Source organism: Knoellia koreensis (assembly GCF_013041615.1).
Taxonomy (GTDB): Bacteria; Actinomycetota; Actinomycetes; order Actinomycetales; family Dermatophilaceae; genus Pedococcus; species Pedococcus koreensis.
On the sequence record NZ_JABEPQ010000001.1, the window covers coordinates 1,409,872 to 1,434,476 of the forward strand.

22 protein-coding genes are annotated in these 24,605 nt (G+C 70.9%); all 22 read right to left on the minus strand.

Features of this window, described 5'->3' with window-relative positions; all coding sequences use genetic code 11:
• Positions 1-23: 23 nt before the first annotated feature.
• The gene (gene atpA, locus HJG52_RS06895) at positions 24-1,661 is read right to left on the minus strand and encodes a F0F1 ATP synthase subunit alpha (protein WP_171242724.1); all 1,638 of its coding nucleotides are present in this window, start codon (positions 1,659-1,661) and stop codon (positions 24-26) included.
• A 116-nt stretch (positions 1,662-1,777) separates the two neighbouring features.
• Positions 1,778-2,590 (minus strand): F0F1 ATP synthase subunit delta, encoded by an 813-nt coding sequence (locus HJG52_RS06900; RefSeq protein ID WP_171242725.1) that lies wholly within the window; start codon positions 2,588-2,590, stop codon positions 1,778-1,780.
• Positions 2,590-3,159: a F0F1 ATP synthase subunit B gene (locus HJG52_RS06905; RefSeq protein ID WP_171242726.1), complete on the minus strand. Its 570-nt coding sequence runs from the start codon at positions 3,157-3,159 to the stop codon at positions 2,590-2,592. Before HJG52_RS06905 ends, HJG52_RS06900 begins: the two co-directional genes overlap by 1 nt.
• Before the next feature lie 62 nt (positions 3,160-3,221).
• Positions 3,222-3,431: an ATP synthase F0 subunit C gene (gene atpE, locus HJG52_RS06910; protein WP_171242727.1), complete on the minus strand. Its 210-nt coding sequence runs from the start codon at positions 3,429-3,431 to the stop codon at positions 3,222-3,224.
• A gap of 91 nt (positions 3,432-3,522) precedes the next feature.
• Positions 3,523-4,329, minus strand: a complete 807-nt coding sequence (gene atpB / locus HJG52_RS06915; protein ID WP_171243130.1) for a F0F1 ATP synthase subunit A — start codon at positions 4,327-4,329, stop codon at positions 3,523-3,525.
• Between the two features lie 187 nt (positions 4,330-4,516).
• Positions 4,517-4,981 (minus strand): Cg1360 family ATP-synthase-associated protein, encoded by a 465-nt coding sequence (locus tag HJG52_RS06920; protein WP_171242728.1) that lies wholly within the window; start codon positions 4,979-4,981, stop codon positions 4,517-4,519.
• Positions 4,982-5,130: 149 nt separating this feature from the next.
• On the minus strand, positions 5,131-6,252 hold the full coding sequence (locus HJG52_RS06925) for an MraY family glycosyltransferase (protein WP_171242729.1): 1,122 nt from the start codon (positions 6,250-6,252) through the stop codon (positions 5,131-5,133).
• Between the two features lie 25 nt (positions 6,253-6,277).
• Entirely contained in the window at positions 6,278-7,558 is a 1,281-nt protein-coding gene (locus tag HJG52_RS06930) for a serine hydroxymethyltransferase (RefSeq protein ID WP_171242730.1), read from the minus strand.
• The gene (locus HJG52_RS06935) at positions 7,548-8,324 is read right to left on the minus strand and encodes an L-threonylcarbamoyladenylate synthase (RefSeq protein ID WP_171242731.1); all 777 of its coding nucleotides are present in this window, start codon (positions 8,322-8,324) and stop codon (positions 7,548-7,550) included. Before HJG52_RS06935 ends, HJG52_RS06930 begins: the two co-directional genes overlap by 11 nt.
• 22 nt (positions 8,325-8,346) lie before the next feature.
• Positions 8,347-9,207 carry a peptide chain release factor N(5)-glutamine methyltransferase gene (gene prmC / locus HJG52_RS06940; protein ID WP_171242732.1) on the minus strand — a complete coding sequence of 287 codons (861 nt, stop codon included), beginning with the start codon at positions 9,205-9,207 and terminating at the stop codon, positions 8,347-8,349.
• On the minus strand, positions 9,204-10,283 hold the full coding sequence (prfA, locus tag HJG52_RS06945) for a peptide chain release factor 1 (RefSeq protein ID WP_171242733.1): 1,080 nt from the start codon (positions 10,281-10,283) through the stop codon (positions 9,204-9,206). The genes prmC and prfA overlap by 4 nt, the downstream gene beginning before the upstream one ends.
• Positions 10,284-10,367: 84 nt before the next feature.
• On the minus strand, positions 10,368-10,592 hold the full coding sequence (rpmE, locus tag HJG52_RS06950) for a 50S ribosomal protein L31 (protein WP_171242734.1): 225 nt from the start codon (positions 10,590-10,592) through the stop codon (positions 10,368-10,370).
• A 127-nt stretch (positions 10,593-10,719) separates the two neighbouring features.
• The gene (locus HJG52_RS06955; RefSeq protein ID WP_171242735.1) at positions 10,720-12,813 is read right to left on the minus strand and encodes an ATP-binding protein; all 2,094 of its coding nucleotides are present in this window, start codon (positions 12,811-12,813) and stop codon (positions 10,720-10,722) included.
• The gene (locus tag HJG52_RS06960; RefSeq protein WP_171242736.1) at positions 12,810-14,258 is read right to left on the minus strand and encodes a glycosyltransferase family 2 protein; all 1,449 of its coding nucleotides are present in this window, start codon (positions 14,256-14,258) and stop codon (positions 12,810-12,812) included. Before HJG52_RS06960 ends, HJG52_RS06955 begins: the two co-directional genes overlap by 4 nt.
• A complete protein-coding gene (locus tag HJG52_RS06965) occupies positions 14,255-15,310 on the minus strand; it encodes a HEAT repeat domain-containing protein (protein ID WP_171242737.1) in 1,056 nt (351 codons plus the stop codon). Before HJG52_RS06965 ends, HJG52_RS06960 begins: the two co-directional genes overlap by 4 nt.
• Positions 15,307-15,690: a response regulator transcription factor gene (locus tag HJG52_RS06970; protein ID WP_171242738.1), complete on the minus strand. Its 384-nt coding sequence runs from the start codon at positions 15,688-15,690 to the stop codon at positions 15,307-15,309. The genes HJG52_RS06965 and HJG52_RS06970 overlap by 4 nt, the downstream gene beginning before the upstream one ends.
• A gap of 255 nt (positions 15,691-15,945) precedes the next feature.
• Entirely contained in the window at positions 15,946-17,805 is a 1,860-nt protein-coding gene (gene rho, locus HJG52_RS06975) for a transcription termination factor Rho (protein WP_346767602.1), read from the minus strand.
• 199 nt (positions 17,806-18,004) lie between these two features.
• Complete coding sequence (gene thrB / locus HJG52_RS06980; protein ID WP_171242739.1) at positions 18,005-18,982, minus strand: homoserine kinase; 978 nt, start codon at positions 18,980-18,982, stop codon at positions 18,005-18,007.
• A complete protein-coding gene (gene thrC / locus HJG52_RS06985) occupies positions 18,982-20,067 on the minus strand; it encodes a threonine synthase (RefSeq protein WP_171242740.1) in 1,086 nt (361 codons plus the stop codon). Before thrC ends, thrB begins: the two co-directional genes overlap by 1 nt.
• The gene (locus HJG52_RS06990; RefSeq protein WP_346767603.1) at positions 20,067-21,431 is read right to left on the minus strand and encodes a homoserine dehydrogenase; all 1,365 of its coding nucleotides are present in this window, start codon (positions 21,429-21,431) and stop codon (positions 20,067-20,069) included. The genes thrC and HJG52_RS06990 overlap by 1 nt, the downstream gene beginning before the upstream one ends.
• Before the next feature lie 80 nt (positions 21,432-21,511).
• Positions 21,512-22,948 (minus strand): diaminopimelate decarboxylase, encoded by a 1,437-nt coding sequence (gene lysA / locus HJG52_RS06995; protein ID WP_171242741.1) that lies wholly within the window; start codon positions 22,946-22,948, stop codon positions 21,512-21,514.
• A gap of 3 nt (positions 22,949-22,951) precedes the next feature.
• Positions 22,952-24,598: an arginine--tRNA ligase gene (argS, locus tag HJG52_RS07000; RefSeq protein WP_171242742.1), complete on the minus strand. Its 1,647-nt coding sequence runs from the start codon at positions 24,596-24,598 to the stop codon at positions 22,952-22,954.
• Positions 24,599-24,605: the final 7 nt, after the last annotated feature.

Consider the following 24,605-nt stretch of genomic DNA (forward strand, 5'->3'; position numbering starts at 1 on the left):
CTTGCGGGCGCACCCGGCATACCTCAGCGCTTCTGCTTGACGATCTGCTCCTGGGCGACGTCGTGCCCGAGCTCCTCCGGGTCGGCCTCGTGGCCGACCGGGGTGTTCTCGGTGCCCGAGCCCTGGAACTGCTGCTTGAACTTGCCGATCGCCTCCTCGAGGCCCGCGCGGGTCTCGTCGGCGAACTTGCCGGTCTCGCGGATCGCGTCGAGCAGGCCCTTGTTCTCGCGGCGCAGGTAGTCGAGGAACTCGGCCTCGAACTTGCGCACGTCCTCGACGGCGACCGAGTCCAGCTCACCGGAGGTACCGGCCCAGATGGACACGACCTCCTCCTCGACCGGGAACGGGTCGGACTGCGGCTGCTTGAGCACCTCGACGAGGCGACCACCGCGGGCCAGCTGGGCACGCGAGGCCGGGTCGAGGTCCGAGGCGAACATGGCGAACGCCTCGAGCGCACGGAACTGGGCCAGGTCGAGCTTGAGTCGGCCGGACACGTCCTTCATGGCCTTGATCTGCGCGGCACCACCGACGCGGGAGACCGAGACACCCACATCGATCGCCGGGCGGACGTTGGCGTTGAACAGGTCGGCCTGCAGGTAGATCTGGCCGTCGGTGATGGAGATGACGTTGGTCGGGATGTACGCCGAGACGTCACCGGCCTTGGTCTCGATGATCGGCAGACCCGTCATCGATCCGGCACCGAGCTCGTCGGAGAGCTTGGCGCAGCGCTCGAGCAGCCGGCTGTGCAGGTAGAACACGTCGCCGGGGTAGGCCTCGCGGCCCGGCGGGCGACGCAGCAGCAGCGACATCGCGCGGTAGGCCTCGGCCTGCTTCGACAGGTCGTCGAACACGATGAGGACGTGCTTGGCGTCGTACATCCAGTGCTGGCCGATGGCCGAGCCGGTGAACGGCGCGAGGTACTTGAAGCCCGCGGCGTCGGAGGCGGGGGCCGCGACGATCGTCGTGTACTCGAGGGCGCCGGCCTCCTCCAGGGTGCCGCGCACCGAGGCGATGGTCGAGCCCTTCTGGCCGACGGCGACGTAGATGCAGCGGACCTGCTTCTCCGGGTCGCCGCTCTCCCAGTTGGCCTTCTGGTTGAGGATCGTGTCGATCGCGACCGTGGTCTTGCCGGTCTGGCGGTCGCCGATGATGAGCTGGCGCTGGCCGCGACCGATCGGGGTCATGGCGTCGACGGCCTTGATGCCCGTCTGCAGCGGCTGGTGCACCGACTGGCGCTGGACCACGTTGGGGGCCTGGAGCTCCAGCGCGCGGCTCTCGGTCGACTCGATCTCGCCGAGGCCGTCGATCGGCTGGCCGAGCGGGTTGACCACGCGGCCGAGGAACGCGTCACCGACGGGGACCGAGAGGATCTCGCCGGTGCGCTTGACCTGCTGGCCCTCCTCGATCTTGGAGAAGTCACCGAGGATGACGACGCCGATCTCGTGGACGTCGAGGTTGAGCGCGAGGCCCAGGGTGCCGTCCTCGAACTCGAGCAGCTCGTTGGTCATGGCCGAGGGCAGGCCCTCGACGTGGGCGATGCCGTCACCGGCGTCGGTGACGCGGCCGACCTCTTCGCGGGACGCCGCGCCGGGCTCGTAGGACTGGACGAAGTTGTCCAGAGCGTCCCGGATCTCCTCCGGACGGATCGAAAGCTCCGTCATCTGATCTCTTCTCCTCGGTTGCCGGCCCCGGGTGGGGCCGAAGTCTGGTGTGGCTCTTGGTGTGTGAGTGCCGCTGCGTTGTGGGTATGCCGCGTGGTTGCGTCAGGGGGACGCTGTCAGCCGCTGATCCGGCGTCGGACCTCATCGAGGCGCCGCACGACCGTGCCGTCGACGACCTCGTCGCCGACCTGGACGCGGATGCCGCCGACGACCTGCGGGTCGAGGACCTGCTGGAGCAGGACCGGCTTGCCGTAGATGCCCTGCAGGGCGCTGGCGAGCCGCTCGCGCTGCTGCTCGGTCAGGTCGGTCGCGACCGTCACCACGGCGGTGACCTGGTCGCGACGCTGCGCGGCCAGGTCGAGGTAGTGCTCCATGGTGCGCTCGAACTTGCGGCCACGACCGGACAGCACCGCCTGGCGGACCAGGCGCTGGGTGTCCGGTGCGGCCTTGCCGTCGAGGAGACGGTCGACCAGCTGGCCCTTGGCCCGGGCGTCGCCCTGCCGATTGGTGAGGGCGTCGCGCAGCTCGGGGCTGGCCGCGACGGTCCGCTCGAACCGGAAGAGCTCGTCCTCGACCCGGTCGATCTGGCCGTCCTGCTCGGCGCCGGCCAGCAGGGCCGAGACCCCGAGGTCCTCGAGGGTGTCGGTGAGGTCGCGCTCGGTGGCCCACCGCTGCCCGACGACGTCCTGCACGACCGCGAGGGTCGGTGCCGACACCTTGCCGCCGAGCAGCCGCTCGGCGAGCGCCTTGCGGTCGGCCGGTTCCCGCGAGGGGTCGGCCACCGCACGGCGCAAGGTGGCCGAGCCGTCGAACGCGCCGACGACGGCGAGCAGCTCGTCCCCGAGCGCGCGCCGGTCGGCATCGCCCGAGAGGGCGGCGTCGAGCGCCTTGCCCGAGGCCACGGCTGCGGCCCGCGACGACCCACGCATCAGGCGCCCTCTCCGACCTTCTCCGGCTTGATCGAGCCGGACTCGAGGTCGGCCAGGAAGCGGTCGACGATGCCGCGCTGACGGGTCTCGTCCTCGAGCGACTCACCGACGATGCGGCTGGCGAGGTCGGTCGAGAGGCGACCCACCTCGGAGCGCAGCTGGACCACGGCCTGCTGACGCTCGGCCTCGATCTGCTTGTGCGCCGCCTCGGTGATGCGGTTCGCCTCGGTCTGGGCCTGCCCGCGGAGCTCGGCGATGATCGCCGCGCCCTGCTCGCGCGCCTCCTCACGGATGCGCGCGGCCTCGGCCCGGGCCTCGGCGAGCTGGGCGTTGTACTGCTCGAGCGCCGCCTGGGCCTGCTGCTGGGCCTCCTCCGCCTGCTGCATGCCGCCCTCGATGGCTGCCGTGCGCTCGGCGTACAGCTTCTCCATGTTGGGGACGACCTTGCTCTTCACCAGCCAGTACAGGATGGCGAAGGCGATCAGCCCGACGATCATCTCGGCCGGCTGCGGCAGCAGCGGGAAACCCGAGGGGAACCCCTCGGCGGCGACTACGGATGCGGGATGCACGTCGCTTCCTTATCTGTTGAAACGGAACAGCTTGGTGAGCCTGGGCTCGAAAGCGGTGAGCGTCAGCCCTGGAAGACGAACGCGAACACCAGACCGAGGATGGCCAGCGCCTCGGTGATGGCCATGCCGGTGAAGGCGATGGTCTGCAGCATGCCGCGAGCCTCGGGCTGGCGGGCAACGCCGTTGATGTAGGCGGCGAAGATCAGACCGACACCGATGCCGGGGCCGATCGCGGCGAGGCCGTAGCCGAGGAAGGCGATGTTGCCTTGCATGTTCGTTCCTTTCGGGTGGCACCGGGAGCGGTTCCCGGTGTCGTGTGCGGTGTATTCAGTTGGGGTCGTGCAAGCCGGGCGGGCCCGGTGGTCAGTGGTGCTCGCTCACCGCGTCGGCGATGTAGAGCGCTGCGAGCAGGGTGAAGATGAAGGCCTGCAGGAACTCGATGAGCAGCTCGAAGAAGGTCATGCCGACCGAGAAGGCCATCGACAGGATGCCGGCGCCCTTGAGGCCGATGTTGTCGCCGTGCAGCAGCAGGTACTCACCACCGAGGATGAACACCAGCAGCATGAGGTGACCGGCGAGCATGTTGCCCATGAGTCGCAGGGCGAGGGTGAGCGGCCGGATCACGAAGTAGGTGAGGAACTCGAGCACGAACAGGATCGGCTTGAGCCAGGTCGGCAGGCCCGGGGGCACGAGCGACTTCAGGTAGTTGAGGACGCCGTGCTTCCGCTTGATCCCGACCGCGTGGTAGGTCAGGTAGACGATGACCGTGAGCACCAGTGGGAAGCCGAGGCGGCTGAAGGTCGGGTACTGCACGAACGGGACGATGCCGAAGACGTTGTTGACGAGGATCAGCGTGAACAGCGTGAACAGCAGTGGCAGGAACTGCAGGAAGTCCTTGCTGCCGATGATGTCGCGGCCCAGGGTGTTGCGCACGAAGTTGTAGGTGCCCTCGACGAGGAACTGGCGCTTGCTCGGGACGAGGCTGAGCTTGCCTGTCGCCCCGACGAAGAACCAGGCGATGAGGGCCACCGAGATGAGCAGCACGAGGGCCGGCCGGGTGAAGGCGAACGCGCCGTCACCACCGAACAGGGGCCACCAGAAGTTCGCGACGCCGGGGGTCTCGAAACCCTCGCCACCGCCCTCGGCCGCGGGGACCACGGCAGGCAGCATGTGCAGGGGCACCACGTTCAGGCTCACAGCCTCTCCTCCAGTGACATGTCGAGCGATCGCACCGCCGATCCGGGGCGGATGTCAGTGCGGCAGAAGTTGCGCGGACGGACGAGAGCCGGAGTCGCGGGGGACGACAGCCCGTACGCTACCGGACGGTTTGCCGGGGCCGCGACGCGGGATCGGAAGCTCACGAGGCGCTCCTGTCCAAGGTCGAGTCGGCCCCGTCCGCGCGCTCCCGGTAGACCGGAACCCGGGCGCGCCGCCAGGCGCGCATCTGGGCGCCCTGCCACACGAGGACAGACACGAGCAACGCGATGCCCGCGGCATACGAGTCGAACACCTCGATGCGGCGGGCGATGACCAGGACGCCGAGCAGGAGCAGCACCTGGGCGAAGTAGACCGCCATGCCGACCGCCATGAACAGCATCGGCTCGGTGGTGTCCTTGACGAACCGGCCGACGATGAACAGGCCGGAGGCGAAGAACGCGAGACCGATCGCGACGCCGATGAGGCCGGCCACCCCGCCGTCGACGCCGCGGAAGAAGGCGAGGACGATCGAGGTCAGGACGCCTGCCACCGCGGTCGGCAGAAGGGCCCCGCGCAGCACCACGTGGAAGAGGTTGTCTCCCTGGGGCGCGGTCTGCTGCGTCATCGGTCTGGCCTGCCTGGTCGTCGCGGCTGGAGTGCTCGGCGAGAGGTGGTCTGGGCGCCGTCCTCGGCGCTTGTGAAAGCTATCACAAGCTCTCCCGGGGCCGCCAATCGCGCACTTCGACAGCAGCGTATGCCGCGTGGCAACCCCCGTCAGCGGACCTTGCGGGGGCGGTGGCCGGGCGCGGAGAAGCGCGGCAGCCAGAGGGTGAGGACCCAGACGACCGCGATGGCGAGCACCACTCCCCCGACGGCGAGGCGGGGGTCGCCGACGAAGATGAAGCTCACCGAACCGAGCGAGGCGACCGCAGCCCAGAGCCACAGCAGCAGGACGGCCCGCCGGTGGCCGTGGCCGATCTGGAGCATCCGGTGGTGCAGGTGCTGCTTGTCCGGCTGCCACGGCCGCTCCCCCCGCCGGGTGCGACGCACCACCGCCAGCAGGATGTCGACGAGCGGCAGCAGGATGATCGCCGCAGGGATGACGAGCGGCAGCAGCGTCGCCGCGAGCGGGTTGGCGCTCACCTGGGTCGGCGTGACGTTGCCGGTGGTCGAGATGATCGCGGCCGCGAGCAGCAGGCCCAGCAGGAGTGCGCCGGAGTCACCCATGAACAGCCGCGCCGGGTAGAAGTTGTGCGGCAGGAACCCCAGGCAGCACCCGATGAGCGCGGCCGAGATGAAGGTGGCCGAGGAGAACACGTTGGGTGGGTCGAAGGTGCGCGAGATGAAGTAGCTGTAGACGAAGAACGACAGCGCGGCGATGGCGACCACCCCGGCCGCGAGACCGTCGAGCCCGTCGATGAAGTTGACGGCGTTGGTGCACAGGACCACCGCGAAGACGGTGAGCGCCACGATGATCGGCGTCGGCAGGACCGTCACGCCACCACCGATGGGCAGCTGGAGCAGCTGCACCCCGCTGAAGGCCATGATCCCGGCCGCGATCATCTGGCCGCCCATCTTGGTCAGCCAGTCGAGCTCGCGGATGTCGTCGATCGCGCCGAGCAGGCACACGATCGCCGCACCCCAGAGGATGCCCTGGAGCTCCGGGCCGAGCTGGAAGACCTGACCGAGCCGCGGCAGCTGGCTGGCCACCAGCATCGACGCGGCGAACCCCAGGAAGATCGCCACCCCACCGAGGCGCGGGATCGGCACCGAGTGCACGTCGCGGTCCCGGACCGGTGTGAACGCCCTGGTGCGCACGGCGACGGCGCGCAGCAGCGGCGTCGCGGCATACGTGATGACCGCGGCGACCAACAGGACGAGCAGATACTCGCGCACTTACGCGGCGCCTTCCGAGGTGGTGTCAGCCTCGAGGGTATGCCGGGAAGCGGGTGACGAGGTCCGTCACGCCCGCGCGCACCTCCTTGGAGACCGCGTGGTCGGGGTCGGCGTCACCCTTGGTGACCGCGGTCGCGATGAGGTCGGCGATCTCGCGCATCTCCTCGGTGCCCATGCCCTGGGTGGTGACGCACGGGGTGCCCACGCGGATGCCGCTGGCGATGTTGGGCTTCTGCGGGTCGAACGGGATGGCGTTCTTGTTGAGCACGATGCCCGCGGCGTCGGCGCGGGCCTCGGCGTCGGCGCCGGTGACCTCGATGCCCTGGAGGTCGTGCAGCGACAGGTGGGTGTCGGTGCCACCGGTCGTGGGCCGGATCCCCTTCTCCCCCAACGCTTCCGCGAGCACCGCAGCGTTCTCGATGACCCGCTTGGCGTAGGTCTGGTACTCGGGCGTCGCACACTCCTTGAAGTTCACGGCCTTGGCCGCGATGGTGTGCATCTGGGGGCCGCCCTGCATCATCGGGAAGACGGCCTTGTCGAGCTTGGCGGCGTGCTCCTCCTTGCACACCAGGGCACCAGAGCGCGGGCCGCGCAGCACCTTGTGCGTCGTGAAGGTGACGACGTCGGCGTGCGGCACGGGGCTCGGGATCGCCTGTCCCGCAACGAGACCGATGAAGTGGGCCGCGTCGACCCAGAAGATCGCGCCGACCTCGTCGGCGACCCGGCGGAAGAACTCGAAGTCGATCAGGCGCGGGATGGCGGAGCCGCCGGCGAGGATCACCTTGGGCCGGTGTTCCTTGGCGAGCCGCTCGACCTCTGCGTAGTCGATGTCCTCGGTCTGCTTGTCGACGCCGTAGTGGACGGCGTTGAACCACTTGCCCGAGAAGGACACCTTGGTGCCGTGGGTGAGGTGGCCACCCATCGGCAGCGCCATCGCCAGGATGGTGTCGCCGGGCTGCATGAACGCGCCGTAGACCGCCTGGTTGGCGCTGGCGCCGGAGTGCGGCTGGACGTTGGCGTGGTCGGCGCCGAACAACGCCTTGGCCCGCTCGATCGCGAGGTTCTCGGCCCGGTCCACGACCTCGCAGCCACCGTAGTAGCGGCGGCCCGGGTAGCCCTCGGCGTACTTGTTCGACAGGGTCGAGCCGAGCGCCGTGAGGACCTCGGGGCTGGACATGTTCTCGGAGGCGATGAGCTGCAGGCCACCGCGGATCCGCTCGAGCTCGTCGACGAGGATGCCGGCGATGTCGGGGTCGAAGGACTCCAGCGCGCCGTAGTCGGAGCCGTAGAAGGTGTCAGCGCTCATGGGTGTCTCCCTCGGGTCGGGCAGCGGTGCCGGGTCGGGCGGCGGGGTCCGCCGGCAACTCTATTGCGTCGTCGTCGGCGGCTTCCGGCGCGTCCGCGTCGCTCACGGGGGCGGCGTCCTCCTGCGGCTGGCGCGCGGCAATGACGACGTCCTCGATGTCGTCCCACGAGATCGCACCGGCGCGCAGCACCACCGGCTCGTCGCCGGTGCAGTCGACAATGGTCGACACCTCGTTGCTGGTCGTCGGCCCGCCGTCGAGGTAGACGGTCACGGCCGCACCCAGCTGCGCGGCCGCGTCGGTCACGGTGGTGGCCGGGGGCTGACCGGTGAGGTTGGCGCTGGTGACGGCCATCGGCCCCACCTCGCTGAGCAGCGCGATGGCGACGTCGTCCTGCGGCATGCGCAGCGCGACGGTGCCGTTGGTGTCGCCGAGGTCCCACATGAGCGAGGGCTGCGCCTCGAAGATCAGCGTCAGCGGCCCGGGCCAGAACTTCGCGATGAGGGCGCGCGCCCACGGCGGCACCGAGGTCGCGAGCCCGTCGACGGTGCGCACGCTCGGCACCAGGACCGGCGGTGGCATCTCGCGCCCGCGCCCCTTGGCGGCCAGCACGGAGGCGACCGCCTCAGCGGAGAACGCGTCCGCGCCCACGCCGTAGACGGTGTCGGTCGGCAGTACGACGACCTCGCCGTCACGGACGGCGGCCGAGGCCTTGGCGACCCCTTCGGCGAGACCCTCGGGGGTGGTGCAGTCGTAGACCGGGCTCATGCGCCCAATGCTAGGACCCGCGTCAGGCGCGGGTGGCGACAGTCGCGCGCGGGCGGCCGTTGAGATCGACGTGGTCGACGACGTCGGTCCAGTTTCCGTTGCGGCGCAGCGACTCCGGCAGTGTCGCCCCCTGGGTGTCGGCGTGCTCCATGACGAGGACGCCGCCCGGGCGCAGCAGCGCCGCCGCCCGGGCCGCGACCGCGAGCGGAATCGCCAGGCCGTCGTCGCTGCCGCCGTAGAGCGCGACCTGCGGGTCGTGGTCGCGCACCTCGGGGTCGAGCGGCACCATCCCGACGGGGATGTAGGGCGGGTTGCTCACCACGACGTCGACCCGCCCTTCGAGCTCCGGGTATGCCGTCGTGGCATCTCCCAGCGACAGCTCCACCGCCAGCCCGGTCGCCTCGACGTTGCGCTGCGCCCAGGCGTGCGCCTCGGGCGACAGCTCCACGGCATACACGGTCGAGGTCGGCGCCTCCTTCGCCACAGACAGGGCGATGGCGCCCGAGCCGGTGCACAGGTCGACGACGATCGGCGACTCCCCCGCCGTCGCGCCGGCAGTGATGGCCAGACCCGCGGCGAGCTCGGTCTCCGGACGCGGCACGAAGACGCCCGGTCCGACCTCCAGGGTCAGGTGGCGGAAGTGGGCGCGACCGGTGAGGTGCTGCAACGGAACCCGCGCTGCGCGCTCGCTGAGCAACGCGGCATACCGCTGGGAGACAACGGCATCGAGCTCGTCACCCATCACCACCCGGCGTCGCACCTCGGATGCGTCGACCCCCAGCACGTGGGCGGCGAGGGCCAGGGCGTCCGCCTCGGGCGACGGCACCCCGGCGTCCCGGAGCGTGAGGGTCGCCGACGCGACCCCCTGCTTGAGGGAGGTCACGCGGTCTCGGCCACGGCCGCGAGCCGGGCGGCCTCGTCGGCGTCGACCGCCGACTGGATCACCGGCTCGAGGTCACCGTCGAGCACCGCGTCGAGGTTGTAGGCCTTGTAGCCCGTGCGGTGGTCGCTGATGCGGTTCTCGGGGAAGTTGTAGGTGCGGATCCGCTCGCTGCGGTCGACGGTGCGCACCTGGCTCTTGCGGGCCTCGGCCGACGCTGCGGCCGCCTCGTCCATCGCGATCTGGTGCAGCCGGGCCCGGAGCACCCGCAGCGCCGACTCCTTGTTCTGGAGCTGGCTCTTCTCGTTCTGGCAGCTGACGACCACACCGGTCGGCAGGTGCGTGATCCGCACGGCCGAGTCCGTGGTGTTGACGCTCTGCCCGCCTGGGCCGGAGCTGCGGTAGACGTCGATCTTGAGGTCGTTCGGGTCGATCTCGACCTCCACGTCCTCGGCCTCCGGCATCACCCAGACCCCCGCGGCGGAGGTGTGGATGCGGCCCTGGCTCTCGGTGACAGGGACGCGCTGCACCCGGTGCACACCACCCTCGAACTTGAGCCGGGCCCACGGGGCCTCCCCCGGCTCGGGCGTGCCCTTGGCCTTGATCGCGACCTGGACGTCCTTGTACCCGCCGAGGTCGGACTCGGTCGCGTCGATGACCTCGGTCTTCCAGCCCCGCCGCTCCGCGTGCCGCAGGTACATCCGCAGCAGGTCGCCGGCGAACAGCGCGGACTCCTCGCCACCCTCCCCCGCCTTGACCTCGAGGATGACGTCGCGGTCGTCGTCGGGGTCGCGCGGCACGAGCAGGCGGCGCAGCTTGTCCTCGGCCGCGGCGAGGTCCGCCTCCAGCCCGGGCACCTCGGCCGCGAACCCCTCGTCCTCGGCGGCGAGCTCGCGCGCGGCGGCGAGGTCGTCCTTGGCCCCGACCCACGCGTGGTATGCCGCGACGGTCGGTGCCAGCGCGGCATACCTCTTGTTGATGGTGCGCACGGCGTCGGGGTCGGAGGCGACGGCAGGGTCGGCCAGCTGCCGCTCGAGGGCGGCGTGCTCCTCGACGAGGGCGGCGGCGGACTCCAGCATCGAAAGCTCCCGGTGGATGGGTCGTACGGGGAAACGAATGCGCCGGCCCCGACCACAAGGGTCAGGACCGGCGCATCGGAAAAGCTAGGCGTTCTTCGCGTCGGCCTTCTTGCCGTAGCGGGCCTGGAAGCGGGCCACGCGACCACCGGTGTCGAGGATCTTCTGCTTGCCGGTGTAGAACGGGTGGCAGTTCGAGCAGACCTCGGCGCGGATGGCGCCGTCGGCAGCGGTGCTGCGGGTCTCGAACGTGTTGCCACAGGTACAGGTCACCGTGGTGGCGACGTACTCGGGGTGGATGTCCTTCTTCACTGCGTGCTCCTTGGGATTCGTCCGGGTCGGCGGGCCCATCGCGTCTCGATGCAGACCCCGCATGTCAGGCATGCCAGCCGTGAACCGGTCCAACTAGGGAAGTGTGCCAGAAAGGTGGCACGTCCTCCTAAACGGCAGGGACGTGCTCGTCATTCCCCGCCGGATCCGCGGCATCGGGCGTGACCAGCGGTAGCCGGATGCGCACGGTGGTCCCCTCGCCCTCGGTCGACTCCAGCGTCAGCTGGCCGTCGTGCCCCTCGACGATCTGGCGCACGATGGCCAACCCGAGACCGGTGCCCGGGATCGCGGCCGCGGTGGCGTTGCTGGCGCGGAAGAACCGGCCGAAGAGCTGGTCGAGGTCGGCCGCGGGGATGCCGATGCCCGAGTCGGCGACCGTGACCACGACGTCGTTGCCGTCCCTGACCGCCGTCAGCTCGACGCGCCCGCCAGCGGGGGTGAACTTGACCGCGTTGGAGCCCAGGTTGAGCAGGGCCCGCTCGAGGTGGCGTGGCTCGACCGACACCATGAGGTTCGGGTCCACCGGAGCCGTCTGCAGGCTCACCTCCGCGACGGCCGCCTGGGGACCGAGCACCTCGACCGTGGCCGCCACCAGGCTGGCCACCGAGACCGTCGCGAGGCTGGGCTGCACGCCGGACGCCTCGATCTTGTTGAGCACCAGCAGGTCCTCGATCATGCCGCGCAGACGGACCGCGTTGCGCTCCACCGTGCCGAGCGCCTCGATCTGCCGCTGGTTGAGCTCGCCGTAGTCGCCGTCCTCGAGCATCTCGAGGTACCCCACGATCGACGTGAGGGGGGTGCGCAGCTCGTGCGACACCGTCGCCATGAAGTCAGTCTTCTGCGAGTCGAGCTCGGTCAGTCGGCGCACCTGCTCGGCCTGGAGCTCGCTCAGCTCGAGGGCGATGACGGACTGCGCGACGTACCCGGCGCACTGCTGCACGGCCTGGATCTCGTGCCGACGCCAGCGCCGCGGCCCGTCGACCATCATCAGCGCAAGCACGCCCAGTCCGCGCTCGCCGGAACCCACCGGCACCATCAGCAGGCTGCGTGCCCCGGTGGCCCGGTAGAAGCCAGCGGCGCGCTCCTGCGCCTGGACCTGCGGGTCGAGGAAGTCGGGGACCCCGAAGAACGTCCCCCGGCTGCGCAGCTCGTCGGTGACGCGCTGGACCTCCGGCCCGAGCGACGGCGGCAGGCGCGGCAGGTCGGGCAGGTCGGGGCTGTGCCACTGCGTGTGCTCGCTGATCTCGCCGTCGTCGTCGTGGGTGTAGAGCAGGACCCGGTCGGCGGCGAGCCCCTCACCCAGCAGAGCGCACACCGAGTCCAGGGCCTCCTCCACGTCGGGCGCGGCGTGCACCAGCCGGCCGACCTCGATGACGAGCTCGTGCGAGGCGAGCACGGCGCGCTGCTGCTCCTCGAGGATGGTGTTCGCCCGGGTGAGGCCGTTGAAGTCCGTTGCGAGCGCGCGCACCTCGGTGGCACCCGACGGATCGGCCGTCGCCTGCCGGTCTCCGTCGCGCTGCCGGTCGACGACCTCGCGGAGCCGCTCGAGCGGGCGCACCACCGAGCCCCGGAAGATGCGGCCCCAGGCGGCGAGGAGCGCCAGGGTCAGCAGGGCGGTGCCACCGACCAGCGCCATCGTCAACGTGATCCGGGCCCGCGCGTCGGACCGGGCGTGGTCGCGCTCGACCTTGAGCGCTGCGAAGAGGGACCGGTTGGCGTCGCGGAAGTCGCGGAACGCCCGGACGGCGTCGGCCTCGGCCGTGCTCGACGTGCCCAGGCTCGTGCCCAGCTCCGCCTCGGCCCGGCTCGCGGCGGCGAACCACGCCGTCGCCGTGGCGCGCTCCTTGTCGAGCAGGGCCTCGTAGGTGCGTCGCTGGTCGGCGTCGATCGTGGTCGACGACAGTGCCCGACCGACCGTGTCGAAGTCGCCCTTCACCAGCTCCTGCTTCAGGCGGTACCGGATCACCGGCGTCTCGCCGCCCATCAGCTGGCTCCAGCCGGCGTTGGCCTCGGTCATGTCGATCATCGCCGCGTTGTTGGCGTCGAACGCCGGCCCGAGCGCCAGGGTCAGCAACGAGGCCGCACGGTTCTGCTTGGCGAGCTGGACGACCACGAGGCCGGTCAGCAGCGGGAAGACCAGCAGGACGCTCACGACCAGGGCCCGCACCTGGTAGTTGATGGACCGCTCGGACAGCCGGCTCACTCTGGCTCGCTCTCGAACCCGGTGCGGGTCATCACGCCCCACACCTGCTCCTTGCGCCGCAACGACGCCCACCACCCCTCGAGCCGCCACCACACCGTCATCTGGCGGTAGCCGATGTTCTCCAGCAGCGACGCCACCAGGGTCGTGCCGAGGTCGCGCCACCGCTCGTGCCGGTGGAAGGACCACTCCTCGGCCGCCATCGCCGACAGCGTCACGAGGATCGCCAGGCCGTACGCCACGAGGAGGAACAACGCGGCATACGGGAGGTTGACGACACCCAGCAGCAACGCGAGCGGCACGATGATGATGCCGAAGAACTCCAGCAGCGGGGCGAACAGCTCGAACACCCAGTAGTACGGCAGCGCAATCATGCCGACCTTCCCGTACTTCGGGCGGAACACCATGCCACGGTAGGCCCACAGCGTCTCCCACAGCCCGCGGTGCCACCGCTTGCGCTGCCTGCGCAGGACCGCCGTCGTCGACGGCACCTCGGTCCACAGCACCGGCTCCGGCACGAACCCGACGCGGTAGTCACGCTCCTCGTCGTGCAGCTTCTTGTGGATCCGCAGGACCAGCTCGAAGTCCTCGCCGATGCTGTCCGGGTCGAGGCCGCCGACCTCGACGATGACGTCGCGGCGGAAGACACCGAAGGCGCCACTGATGAGGATGAGCGCCCCGAACCGCGACCACCCGGTGCGGCCGAGGAGGAAGGCCCGCAGGTACTCCACGACCTGGATGCGGGCCAGCCACTGCTTCGGCATCTGCACCCGCACGATGCGTCCCGAGACGACGCGGCTGCCGTTGACGGGGCGGATCGCTCCCCCGGCCGCGACCATGCGGGCCGGGTCGTCGACGAACGGCTGGGTGACCCGCACGAGCGCGTCCGGCTCGAGGATCGAGTCGGCGTCGATCATGGCGACGAGCGGCTCGGATGCCGCGTTGAGGGCGACGTTGAGTGCCTCCGACCGGCCCGAGTTCTCCTTGCGCACCACCACGAGCGGGGTGCGGCCGTCACGCGGGACGTGGACGCCGAGGACCGCCACCCGGATCGGCACGTCCTGCGGCAGCTGACGCGGCACCTCGACGAGGTCGAACGCCTCGCGCAGCTTCTCGAAGGTGCCGTCGCTGCTGCCGTCGTCGACGACCACGACCTCGTGCCGCGGGTAACGCAGCGACAGCAGGGCCTGCACCGACGTGACGATGCCGGCCTCCTCGTTGTAGGCCGGCACGAGCAGCGAGACCCCCGGCGTCAGCGCGCCACCGAAGTCCTCGACCTCGGCCTCCCGCTGCCGGTGCTGGGCGCGGAAGTCGATGGCTGCCAACACGATCAGCACGAGGTAGGACGCGTTGATGAGCAGGAAGTAGATGAGGATCGGCGCCGACGTCGCGGCCATGACCCACAGCACCGCGGTACGCAGCCCCTCGACCGTCGCGTCCCAGCTCATGTCGGAGATCCGCGTCGCATGGCGGCGACGAGCCGCGCCGTCTCGACCGCCGGGCTGGCCGGCACCTGGTCCAGGGCGGCCCGGCCGGGCGCCCCGAGGCGCAGCAACGCCTCGGCCGCCGTCTCGGCCACCCGCGGGTCGTCGTCGGCGGCCAGCCCCGCCATGGCGTCGATCGAGCTCGCGTCGCCGAGCTCGGCCAGCGCCGCCACGGCCGAGCGGCGCAGGGACAGCGGCTGGTCGGCCGCGGCATACCGCAGCAGGAAAAGGACGTCGTCGGAGCGACCGACCTTGCCGAGCGCGGTCGCGGCGGTCTCCCGGACGGTGAGGTCGGGGTCGGCGGCGAGCGCCTCGCGCAGCCCCGGAACCGACCGTGAGAACGCGCCTTCACCACTCACGTATGCCGCGACGGTGCGCGTCGTGGCGCTGTCGGCACCGAGGCCTTCGGCCAGGGCCGGCGAGACGCCCACCCCCATGCGTTCGAGGGCGTCGGCGGCGGGGCCAGCGGGGACTGCGTGCTCGGCACCGACCGCGGCCAGGATGGGCCGCGCCGCCGACGGCTGACCGATCCGCCCGAGCGCCGACGTCGCGGCCACCCGCACCTGCGGGCTGTGGTCCTTGAGCGCCTCGACCAGCAGCGGCATGGCACTGCCGACGTTGCACAGGCCCAGGGCGCTCGCCGCCCTGGCGCGGCGCACCGGGTTGCGGTGGCGCAGGTCGTGCGGGGCGCGGTCCGCGACACCGTGCGCCAGCAGCAGCGAGGCGAGGGCCTCGGCGGGCGCACCCCGCACCTTGGTGAGCAGGTCGAGGACGACGTCGTCGAGCGGCTCGCGCGCCTCACCGTCGACGACCTCGAGCGCGCGCAGGTGGCTGCCGTCATCGTCCTCGCCCGCGGCGACTGCCACGAGGTGCAGTCGGTGGGGCTGCACCAGCTCGGCGGCGCGCCGCTCGTGCCGGGTGCGCAGGACCTTCGTGGCGACCACGAGCGCGACGAGCCCGAGACAGGTGAGGAACACGGCTCCGAAGGTGAGCCAGAGGAGCTGGAGCAGGCTCACGAGGAGCGCGGAACCATACGGTTGACGCGGTGCAGCAGCTCGCGCGGGCTGAACGGCTTGACCACGTAGTCGTCGGCACCCACCGCGAAGCCGGTGTCGACGTCGCTGTCACGCGACTTGGCCGAGAGCAGCAGGACGGGCGTCTTGGGCGAGCCGCTGTCTCGGATCTTGCGCAGCACGTCGATGCCCGACAGACCCGGCATCATCACGTCGAGGATCACCAGGGCAGGCGTCTCCTGCTGGAACGACTCCCAGGCCGACAGGCCGTCGGGAACGGCCTCCACGGCATACCCCGCCTGGCTCAGCTTGAAGTCGACGAGGTCACGAATGTCCGGGTCGTCGTCAGCGACCAGCACCCGCACCGACTGCGATGCGTCCATGGGTCCGTCCTCTTCCCTGCCAACCCGGCTGCTCGGTTGCGGCCCGGTGCGCACGGGTGCGCGACTGGGCCGCAACCAAATGTAGGCGATTGCGGTCAAAACGAGTTGCAGTGACGCAAGTGTCGACCGATCGGATGAGGCGGCACCGCACCTGCGTGCACGGTTGCGCACGCGGCGCTGCCCCCGGGAATGGATCCCGGGGGCAGCGTGTTCGATCCGGCTCGGGCCGGTCAGCCGGCTCGGGTCACTCGTGGATCAGTCGTCGTCCTCGTCCTCGAGCCGCATCGAGGACGTGTGCTGCACCTGCATGAGGAACTCGGCGTTGCTGCGGGTCTTGCGCAGCCGGTCGATGAGCAGCTCGATGCCCTGCTGCTGGTCGAGTGCGGCGAGCACCCGGCGCAGCTTCCACATGATCTTGAGCTCGTCGGGCGACAGGAGGATCTCCTCCTTGCGGGTGCCCGAGTTGTTGACGTCGACCGCGGGGAAGATGCGGCGGTTGGCCAGGCCGCGGTCGAGCTTGAGCTCCATGTTCCCGGTGCCCTTGAACTCCTCGAAGATCACCTCGTCCATGCGCGAACCGGTCTCGACGAGCGCGGTCGCGAGGATGGTCAGCGAGCCGCCGTTCTCGATGTTGCGGGCGGCGCCGAAGAACTTCTTGGGCGGGTAGAGCGCGGCGCTGTCCACACCACCGGACAGGATGCGACCACTCGCCGGGGCGGCGAGGTTGTAGGCGCGACCCAGCTTGGTGATCGAGTCGAGCAGCACGACGACGTCGTGGCCCATCTCGACGAGCCGCTTGGCCCGCTCGATGGCCAGCTCGGCCACCGTGGTGTGGTCCTCGGCCGGCCGGTCGAAGGTCGAGGAGATGACCTCGCCCTTGACCGCACGCTGCATGTCGGTGACCTCTTCGGGCCGCTCGTCGACGAGGACGACCATGAGGTGGCACTCGGGGTTGTTGGTGGTGATGGCGTTGGCGATCGACTGCATCACCATCGTCTTGCCGGCCTTGGCCGGGGCGACGATGAGGCCGCGCTGACCCTTGCCGATCGGGGCGACGAGGTCGATGACCCGCGTGGTGAGCTGGGCCGGGTCGGTCTCGAGGCGCAGCCGGTCCTGCGGGTACAGCGGGGTCAGCTTGCCGAACTCGACCCGCTTGCGGGCGTCGTCGGGCGACATGCCGTTGACGGTGTCGAGCCGCACGAGGGCGTTGAACTTCTGGCGCTGGTTCTGCGGCTGGTCCTCGCGCTGGGCCTTGACGGCACCGGTGATGGCGTCGCCCTTGCGCATGCCGTTCTTCTTGACCATGCCCAGCGGGACGTAGACGTCGCCGGGGCCGGCGAGGTAGCCGGAGGTGCGCACGAACGCGTAGTTGTCGAGCACGTCGAGGATGCCCGCGACGGGGACGAGCACGTCGTCCTCGGTCAGCTGCGGCTCGCCGTCGTAGTCGCTGCCGAAGTCACGGCCGCGGCGCTTGTCGCGGTTGCGGTTCCGGTTGCGGTTGCGGCGCCGGCCACCCCGGCCATCGCCGTCGTCGTCGCCCTGGTTCTGGTCAGCCTGCCGCTGGCTCTGGCCCTGGCTCTGGCCACCCTGGCCGCCCTGGCCCTGGTTGCGCTGACGGTTGTCGTCCTGCTGGTCACCGCGATCCGGGCGGTCGCGGTCCTGCCGGTCACCGCGAGCCTGGCGGTCGCCGCGGTCCTGACGGTCGCGGTCCTCGCGGTCTGCACGCTGGGGGCGCTGGCCGCCCTGCTCGCGGCTCTCCTGCTGCGTGGCCGACCGTTCCTGTGCGTCCGCCCGCTCGCCCCGCGACCGGTCGGACTGCGGCTGGTCGGACTGCCGGTCGGCTCGCTCCTGGCGCTCGGCCCGACGGGCGGCTGCCGCCTCACGCGCAGCCTCCTCGCGCGCCGGCGCGTCGTTGCGCGGGGCGGACCCGCCCCCGGACTGCCGGTCCTTGATGGCGGTGACGAGGTCACTCTTGCGCATCTTCGCGGTGCCGGTGATGCCCATGCTCGCCGCGAGGCCCTGCAGCTCGGCGACCTTCATGGTGCTGAGCGCGCCGGAACGGCGGGGCTTGTCGTCCTGCCCGGAAGCAGTGTCGACAGTGGTGGTGTCTGTCACGAAGGATCCTTCCCCCTCGTCAAATGGACCTGGTCAGATTCGGTCCGGTGCTTGCGGCCAGGGTGCTGGCCGATGGGAGCCACACGCGGCATGACAGCCGGCACAGCAACGGGGCTGATTCGTGTGGTGGGTGCATCTCACCGGTGGATGCGCGTCGGGGCATCTCGGGGAGTGCGACATCAATGTAACACCGACGCCCTCACCCGAAGTCCCGGCTCTGCGGATCGAGACCCGCGCGTGTCCGATCGGTGATGTGGGCCCCGATGGTGGGGATGCCGGGCGCCAGGACCGACCACGCCGGGTCGCCGAACGCGGTGACCTCGCCCGCACGGTCCGCCGTGGTGAGCACGAGGACCGAAGGCCCCGCCCCGGAGATGACGGCCGCGTGCCCCGCCGCGCGCAACCGGTCGACCAGCGCCATCGAGGAGGAGAACGACTCGCGGCGCGCCTCCTGGTGCAGCCACTCGCGCGTGGCCGCGAGCAGGTATGCCGGCTGGCTGGTGACGGCGTGGACGAGCAGGGCGGCCCGGGCCGAGTTGCTCGCCGCGTCGCCATGGCGGACATGGGTCGGCAGGACAGACCTCGCCTTGGCCGTGGACAGCTGGGTGGCAGGCACGAAGACCAGGGCACGCACGTCCGGGTGCGGTTCGAGCCGCACCGTCGACGTGCGGCCCGGCTCGTCCGACCACGACAGGGTCAGTCCGCCGAAGACCGACGCCGATGAGTTGTCCGGGTGCCCCTCGAGCTCGGCGGCGAGGTCGTTGACAAAGCCCAGGTCAGGCGACGCGCCATCGCCGCCGGCGCCGCGGCATACATCGTCAATCCCTTGTGCCGCAAGAATTCCCGTGACAATTGCGGTTGCCGACGAACCCAACCCGCGACCGTGCGGCACGGTGTTGGCGCACTGGAGGTGGAGCCCCGGAGGCGGCTCGACTCCGAGCGCCTCCCAGGCGCGCAGCATGGTCCGCACCACGAGGTGGCTGCCGTCGCGGGGCACGTCCTGCGCCCCCTCCCCCTCGACGTCCACGACGATGCCGGGGGTGTCGGTGACCGTGGCGGTGCAGGTGTCCCACAGCCCCAGCGCAAGGCCGATGGAGTCGAAGCCCGGTCCGAGGTTGGCGCTGCTCGCCGGCACCCGCACCGTCACCGAGGCGCCGGGGTCGAGCACGCGCGACATCAGCTGTCGAAGCCGAGCGCGACGGCGGCGGAGTAGGCGTCGACAGGGATCTTGACCGGCACGATCTCGGTGCCGTCGGCCTCGCGCAGCGCCCACTGCGGGTCCTTGAGGCCATGACCGGTGACGGTGCAGACGATGCGGGCACCGGGCGGCACCTGACCGGCTGCGTGCACCTGGAAGAGCCCCGCCACCGACGCGGCCGAGGCCGGTTCGACGAAGATGCCCTCCTGCGACGACAGGAACCGGTGCGCCTCGAGGATCTGCTCGTCGGTCACCGACTCGATGCGACCACCCGACTCGTCGCGCGCGGCCTCGGCCTGCTTCCACGAGGCGGGGTTGCCGATGCGGATCGCGGTGGCGATGGTGTCGGGTTCGTCGACCGGGTGGCCGAGGACGATCGGCGCCGCACCGGCCGCCTGGAAGCCCCACATCTGCGGCAGCCGGGTCGCCGGGCCGGGCGACTCCGAGCCCTGGTGGTACTCGCGGTAGCCCTTCCAGTAGGCCGTGATGTTGCCGGCGTTGCCGACGGGCAGGCAGTGGATGTCGGGGGCGTCGCCGAGCGCGTCGACGACCTCGAACGACGCGGTCTTCTGCCCCTCGATGCGGGCCGGGTTGACCGAGTTGACCAGGTCGACCGGGTAGGCCTCGGCCAGCTTGCGCGACACCGTGAGGCAGTCGTCGAAGTTGCCCTCGACCTGGAGCAGGGTCGCGCCGTGCGCGATTGCCTGGCTCAGCTTGCCCATGGCGATCTTGCCCTCCGGCACGAGCACCGCACAGGTCATGCCGGCCTTGGTGGCGTATGCCGCGGCGCTGGCGCTGGTGTTGCCGGTGGACGCGCAGATCACGGCCTTGGCGCCGTGCTTGGCCGCCATCGACATCGCGGTCGTCATGCCGCGGTCCTTGAAGGAGCCGGTCGGGTTGAGGCCCTCGTACTTCACGAAGACCTCGGCGCCGACGCGCTCGCTCAGCTTCTCGGCCGGGATGAGCGGGGTTCCGCCCTCCTGGAGGGTCACGACCGGCGCACCCTCGAGCATCGGCAGCCGCGCGGCATACTCACGGATCACTCCGCGCCACAGGTGCGCCATCAGTCGCCCTCCACCCGCATGACCGAGGTGACCTCGCGGACCGTGTCGAGCTCGGCGAGCGCCTCCACCGTCGCGGCCAGCGCGGCGTCGGGCGCGCTGTGGGTCACGACGACCAGGTGCGCCCGGGTCGCGCCACCCGCGTCACCCGCGTCGTCGCCGTCGACGATCTGCTGGCGCACGGTCTCGATCGAGACGTGGTTCTGCGCGAAAGCCGTTGCCACCTGGGCGAGTACGCCCGGACGGTCGGCCACGTCGAGGCTGATGTGGTAGCGCGTGAGCGCCTGTCCCATGGCGAGGACGGGCAGGTCTGCGTATGCCGACTCGCCGGGTCCGTGACCGCCGCCGACGCGGTGCCGAGCCACCGCCACGACGTCACCGAGGACGGCGCTGGCGGTGGGGTCGCCGCCGGCGCCCTTGCCGTAGAACATGAGCTGGCCCGCTGCGTCGGCCTCGACGAAGACCGCGTTGAACGCGTCGCGCACGCCGCCGAGCGGGTGTGACCTCGGGATCATCGCGGGGTGCACCCGCACGGAGACACCGGCCGTCGGCTGGCCGTCCGGGCCGGTGGTGTCGGTGCGCTCGCAGATCGCCAAGAGCTTGACGACACAGTCCATTTCGCGCGCAGCCTGCACGTCGGCGGCGGACACCTCGGTGATGCCCTCGCGGTAGACCTGGTCGCCTGAGACGCGGGTGTGGAAGGCCAGCGAGGCGAGGATCGCGGCCTTGGCGGCCGCGTCGAAGCCCTCGACGTCGGCGGTCGGGTCGGCCTCGGCATACCCGAGCGCCTGTGCCTGCTCGACGGCCTCGGCGAAGCCCTGACCGGTGGTGTCCATCTTGTCGAGGACGTAGTTGGTGGTGCCGTTGACGATGCCGATGACCTTGCGGACCTCGTCGCCGGCGAGCGACTCGCGGATGGGGCGCAGGATCGGGATGGCACCGGCGACGGCGGCCTCGTAGTAGAGGTCGACACCGTGCTCGGCGGCCGCGGCATACAGGGCCGGTCCCGCCTCGGCGAGCAGCGCCTTGTTGGCGGAGACGACGGAGGCGCCGTGCTTCATGGCGCTCTCGATGAGCGACCGGGCGGGCTCGATGCCGCCGATCACCTCGACGACGACGTCGGCGCGGGTGACGAGCTCGGCGGCGTCGGTCGTGAAGAGCGAGGGGTCGACGGGCAGGTCGGACCGGTCTCGACCGGCGCGGCGCACGGCGATGCCGACGAGCTCGAGGGGCCGACCGACGCGTGCGGCGAGGTCATCTCGGTGCTCGACGAGCATCCGCGCGACGGACGAGCCGACGACACCGCACCCGAGCAACGCGACGCGCAACGGCGCGCCCGACGCCTGCTCCTGCTGCAACTCACTCACCGCCCCATCGTGCCGCGTGTCCACCTGTTGGAACCCGGGGGTCCGCGATCCGGACCCTATCCGGCCCACCCCGCCGACCGTCAGCCGACGTCGAGGGCGAGGAGGTCGTCGACTGTCTCGCGCCGCACGAGGACCCGCGCCTTGCCGTCGCGGACAGCGAGGACCGGCGGGCGGGGCGTGTGGTTGTACTGGCTGGCCATGCTGCGGCAGTAGGCGCCGGTGCCGGGAACCGCGATGAGGTCGCCCGCGGTGATGTCCGCGGGCAGGTACTCGTCCATGACGACGATGTCGCCGGACTCGCAGTGCTTGCCGACGACGCGCGCGAGGCGCGGGTCGGCGTCGGAGCTGCGGCCGGCCAGGGTGCACGAGTAGTCGGCGTCGTAGAGGGCCGTGCGGATGTTGTCGCTCATGCCGCCGTCGACGCTGACGTAGGTGCGCTTCGCTCCCCCGCCGAGGTCGACGTCCTTGACCGTTCCGACCTCGTAGAGCGTGAAGGTGGACGGACCCACGATGGCGCGACCGGGCTCGATCGAGATGCGCGGTGCGGGCGTGTCCGGGCTGCCGTCGCCGACCGCCTTGAGCTCGCGGCGCACGAGGTCGGCCATCTGCTCGCCGAGGGCCGCGGGCGACAACGGCGTGTGCTCGGAGGTGTAGGCGATGCCGTACCCGCCGCCGAGGTCGAGCTCGGGCAGGTGGATGCCGTGCTCGCGCGCGATCTCGGCGTGGAGGCCGAGCAGTCGCCGCGCGGACACCTCGAAGCCGGAGGTGTCGAAGATCTGCGACCCGATGTGGGAGTGCAGGCCGAGCAGGTCGAGGACGTCGCTGCGCGCGAGGATGCGGCGCACCGCCTCGGCCGCCTGCCCGCCGGCGAGGGAGAAACCGAACTTCTGGTCCTCGTGGGCGGTGGCGATGAACTCGTGCGTGTGTGCCTCGACGCCGACGGTGACGCGCACCATGACGGGTGCGCGGACACCGAGCTCGGCCGCGACGTCGGCCACCCGGTCGATCTCCTCGAACGAGTCGACGACGATGCGACCGACGCCGTAGTCGAGCGCCTGCCGCAGCTCGGCGACGCTCTTGTTGTTGCCGTGCAAGCCGATTCGCTCGGCGGGGAAGCCGGCGCGCTGCGCGACGGCCAGCTCGCCGCCCGAGCAGACGTCGAGGCTGAGCCCCTCGTCGGCCACCCAGCGCGCAACCTCGGTGCACAGGAACGCCTTGCCCGCGTAGAAGACGTCGACGCCGCCGAGGTCGGCGAAGGGGGCGGCGAAGTCGTCGCGGAAGCCGCGCGCCCGTGCGCGGAAGTCCTCCTCGTCGATGACGTATGCCGGCGTGCCGAACTCGCGCGCGATGCTCACCACGTCGACGCCGCCGACCGTGAGCCGGCCCTCGTCGTCGCGCCCGATCGTCTGCGGCCACAACTGCGGGAGCAGCTCCATGACGTCGGTCGGCCACGGCAGCCAGTGGGGAGGGCCGCCGTACCCGTCGGCATGGAGGGCTCCGGCCTCGTGCGCGCGCATGGGCTACATCCTGTCGGGGGCCGACACCCCGAGGAGGTCGAGTCCGTTGACCAAGACCTGGCGGGTCGCGTCGTTCAGCCACAGCCGCGTCCGGTGGACGTCGGTGATCTCCTCGTCGGCGCTCATCGGCCGCACCCGGCAGGTGTCGTACCACTTGTGGAAGTGCCCGGCGAGGTCCTCGAGGTAGCGCGCGACCCGGTGCGGCTCGCGCAGGTGCGCGGCCTGGGCGACGACGCGCGGGAAGTCGCCGAGCACCGCCAGCAGTGCCGCCTCGGTGGGGTCGGCGAGCAGCGACGGGTCGAAGCCGTCCTCGCGGCGCACACCGTCCTCCCCCGCGAGCCGCGCGACGTTCGCGGTGCGGGCGTGCGCGTACTGCACGTAGAAGACCGGGTTGTCGTTGGTCTGCTTGCGCAGCTCCTCGCCGTCGAGCGACAGCGGGCTGTCGGCCGGGTAGCGCGCCAGGGAGTAGCGGATCGCGTCGGTGCCGATCCAGTTGATGAGGTCGCGCAGCTCGATGATGTTGCCGGCTCGCTTGGACAGCTTGGCGCCGCCGAGGTTGACCAGCTGGCCGATCTTGACCTCGATGTTCTGCTCGGGGTCGTCACCGGCCGCGGCCGCAATCGCCTTGAGCCGGTTGATGTAGCCGTGGTGGTCGGCACCCAGCAGGTAGATCTTCTCGTCGAACCCGCGGTCCTTCTTCGACAGGTAGTACGCGGCGTCGGCGGCGAAATAGGTCGGCTCGCCGTCCTTGCGGATGAGGACGCGGTCCTTGTCGTCGCTGAAGTCGGTGGTGCGCAGCCAGACCGCGCCACCGTCGTCGTAGACGTGACCCTGCTCGCGCAGCCGGGCCACGGCCTGCTCGACGGCGCCGGAGTCGTGCAGCGTCTTCTCGGAGAACCACACGTCGAAGGTCACCCCGAAGTCGGCGAGCGTGTCGCGGATGTCCTTCAGCTGCAACACGTATGCCGCGTCGCGGGCGACCGCGAGGGCCTCACCTTCCGGGAGGGCGAGGAGGTCGGGGTGCTGCTCGAGGACGGAGGCAGCCAGGGTGTCGACGTACTCGCCGGGGTAGCCGCCCTCGGGCGTCGGCTCGCCCTTGGCGCGGGCCAGGACGCTGCGGGCGAAGTTGTCCATCTGCGTGCCGGCGTCGTTGAGGTAGTACTCGGTCGTGAGCTCGGCGCCGGATGCGCGCAGCAGCCTGCCCATGGCGTCGCCGAGCGCGGCCCACCGGGTGTGGCCGAGGTGGAGCGGGCCGGTCGGGTTGGCCGAGATGTACTCGAGGTTGATGACGTGTCCGGCCTCGGACTCGTTGCGGCCGTAGGAGTTTCCCGCCTCGACGATGGTCCGGGCGAGCTCTCCGGCGGAGGCGGCGTCCAGCGTGATGTTGAGGAACCCGGGCCCGGCGATGTCGACCGCCTTCACGCCAGGTGCCTGGGCCAGGCGCTCGGCGAGCGCGGTCGCGAGGTCTCGCGGCGGCATACCGGCGCCCTTGGCGAGTTGCATCGCGATGTTGGTCGACCAGTCGCCGTGGTCACGGTTCTTCGGACGCTCCACCCGCACCTGGGCCGGGACGTCGACGGCCAGGTCGCCGGCGGCGACGGCCTGCTCGAGGGCAGTGCGGATCGCGGTGGAGAGCTCTTCGGGGGTCACCGGGGAA

Coding starts and splice junctions, on each gene's coding strand:
- atpA (WP_171242724.1), bottom strand. CDS start 1,661: ATGACGGAGCTTTCGATCCGTCCGGAGGAGATCCGGGACGCTCTGGAC.
- lysA (WP_171242741.1), bottom strand. CDS start 22,948: ATGCGCGCGCACGAGGCCGGAGCCCTCCATGCCGACGGGTACGGCGGC.
- prfA (WP_171242733.1), bottom strand. CDS start 10,283: ATGCTGGAGTCCGCCGCCGCCCTCGTCGAGGAGCACGCCGCCCTCGAG.
- HJG52_RS06960 (WP_171242736.1), bottom strand. CDS start 14,258: ATGAGCTGGGACGCGACGGTCGAGGGGCTGCGTACCGCGGTGCTGTGG.
- atpE (WP_171242727.1), bottom strand. CDS start 3,431: ATGCAAGGCAACATCGCCTTCCTCGGCTACGGCCTCGCCGCGATCGGC.
- HJG52_RS06920 (WP_171242728.1), bottom strand. CDS start 4,981: ATGACGCAGCAGACCGCGCCCCAGGGAGACAACCTCTTCCACGTGGTG.
- HJG52_RS06930 (WP_171242730.1), bottom strand. CDS start 7,558: ATGAGCGCTGACACCTTCTACGGCTCCGACTACGGCGCGCTGGAGTCC.
- thrC (WP_171242740.1), bottom strand. CDS start 20,067: ATGGCGCACCTGTGGCGCGGAGTGATCCGTGAGTATGCCGCGCGGCTG.
- HJG52_RS06935 (WP_171242731.1), bottom strand. CDS start 8,324: ATGAGCCCGGTCTACGACTGCACCACCCCCGAGGGTCTCGCCGAAGGG.
- atpB (WP_171243130.1), bottom strand. CDS start 4,329: ATGCTGCCTGCCGTGGTCCCCGCGGCCGAGGGCGGTGGCGAGGGTTTC.
- thrB (WP_171242739.1), bottom strand. CDS start 18,982: ATGTCGCGCGTGCTCGACCCCGGCGCCTCGGTGACGGTGCGGGTGCCG.
- HJG52_RS06900 (WP_171242725.1), bottom strand. CDS start 2,590: ATGCGTGGGTCGTCGCGGGCCGCAGCCGTGGCCTCGGGCAAGGCGCTC.
- HJG52_RS06970 (WP_171242738.1), bottom strand. CDS start 15,690: ATGGACGCATCGCAGTCGGTGCGGGTGCTGGTCGCTGACGACGACCCG.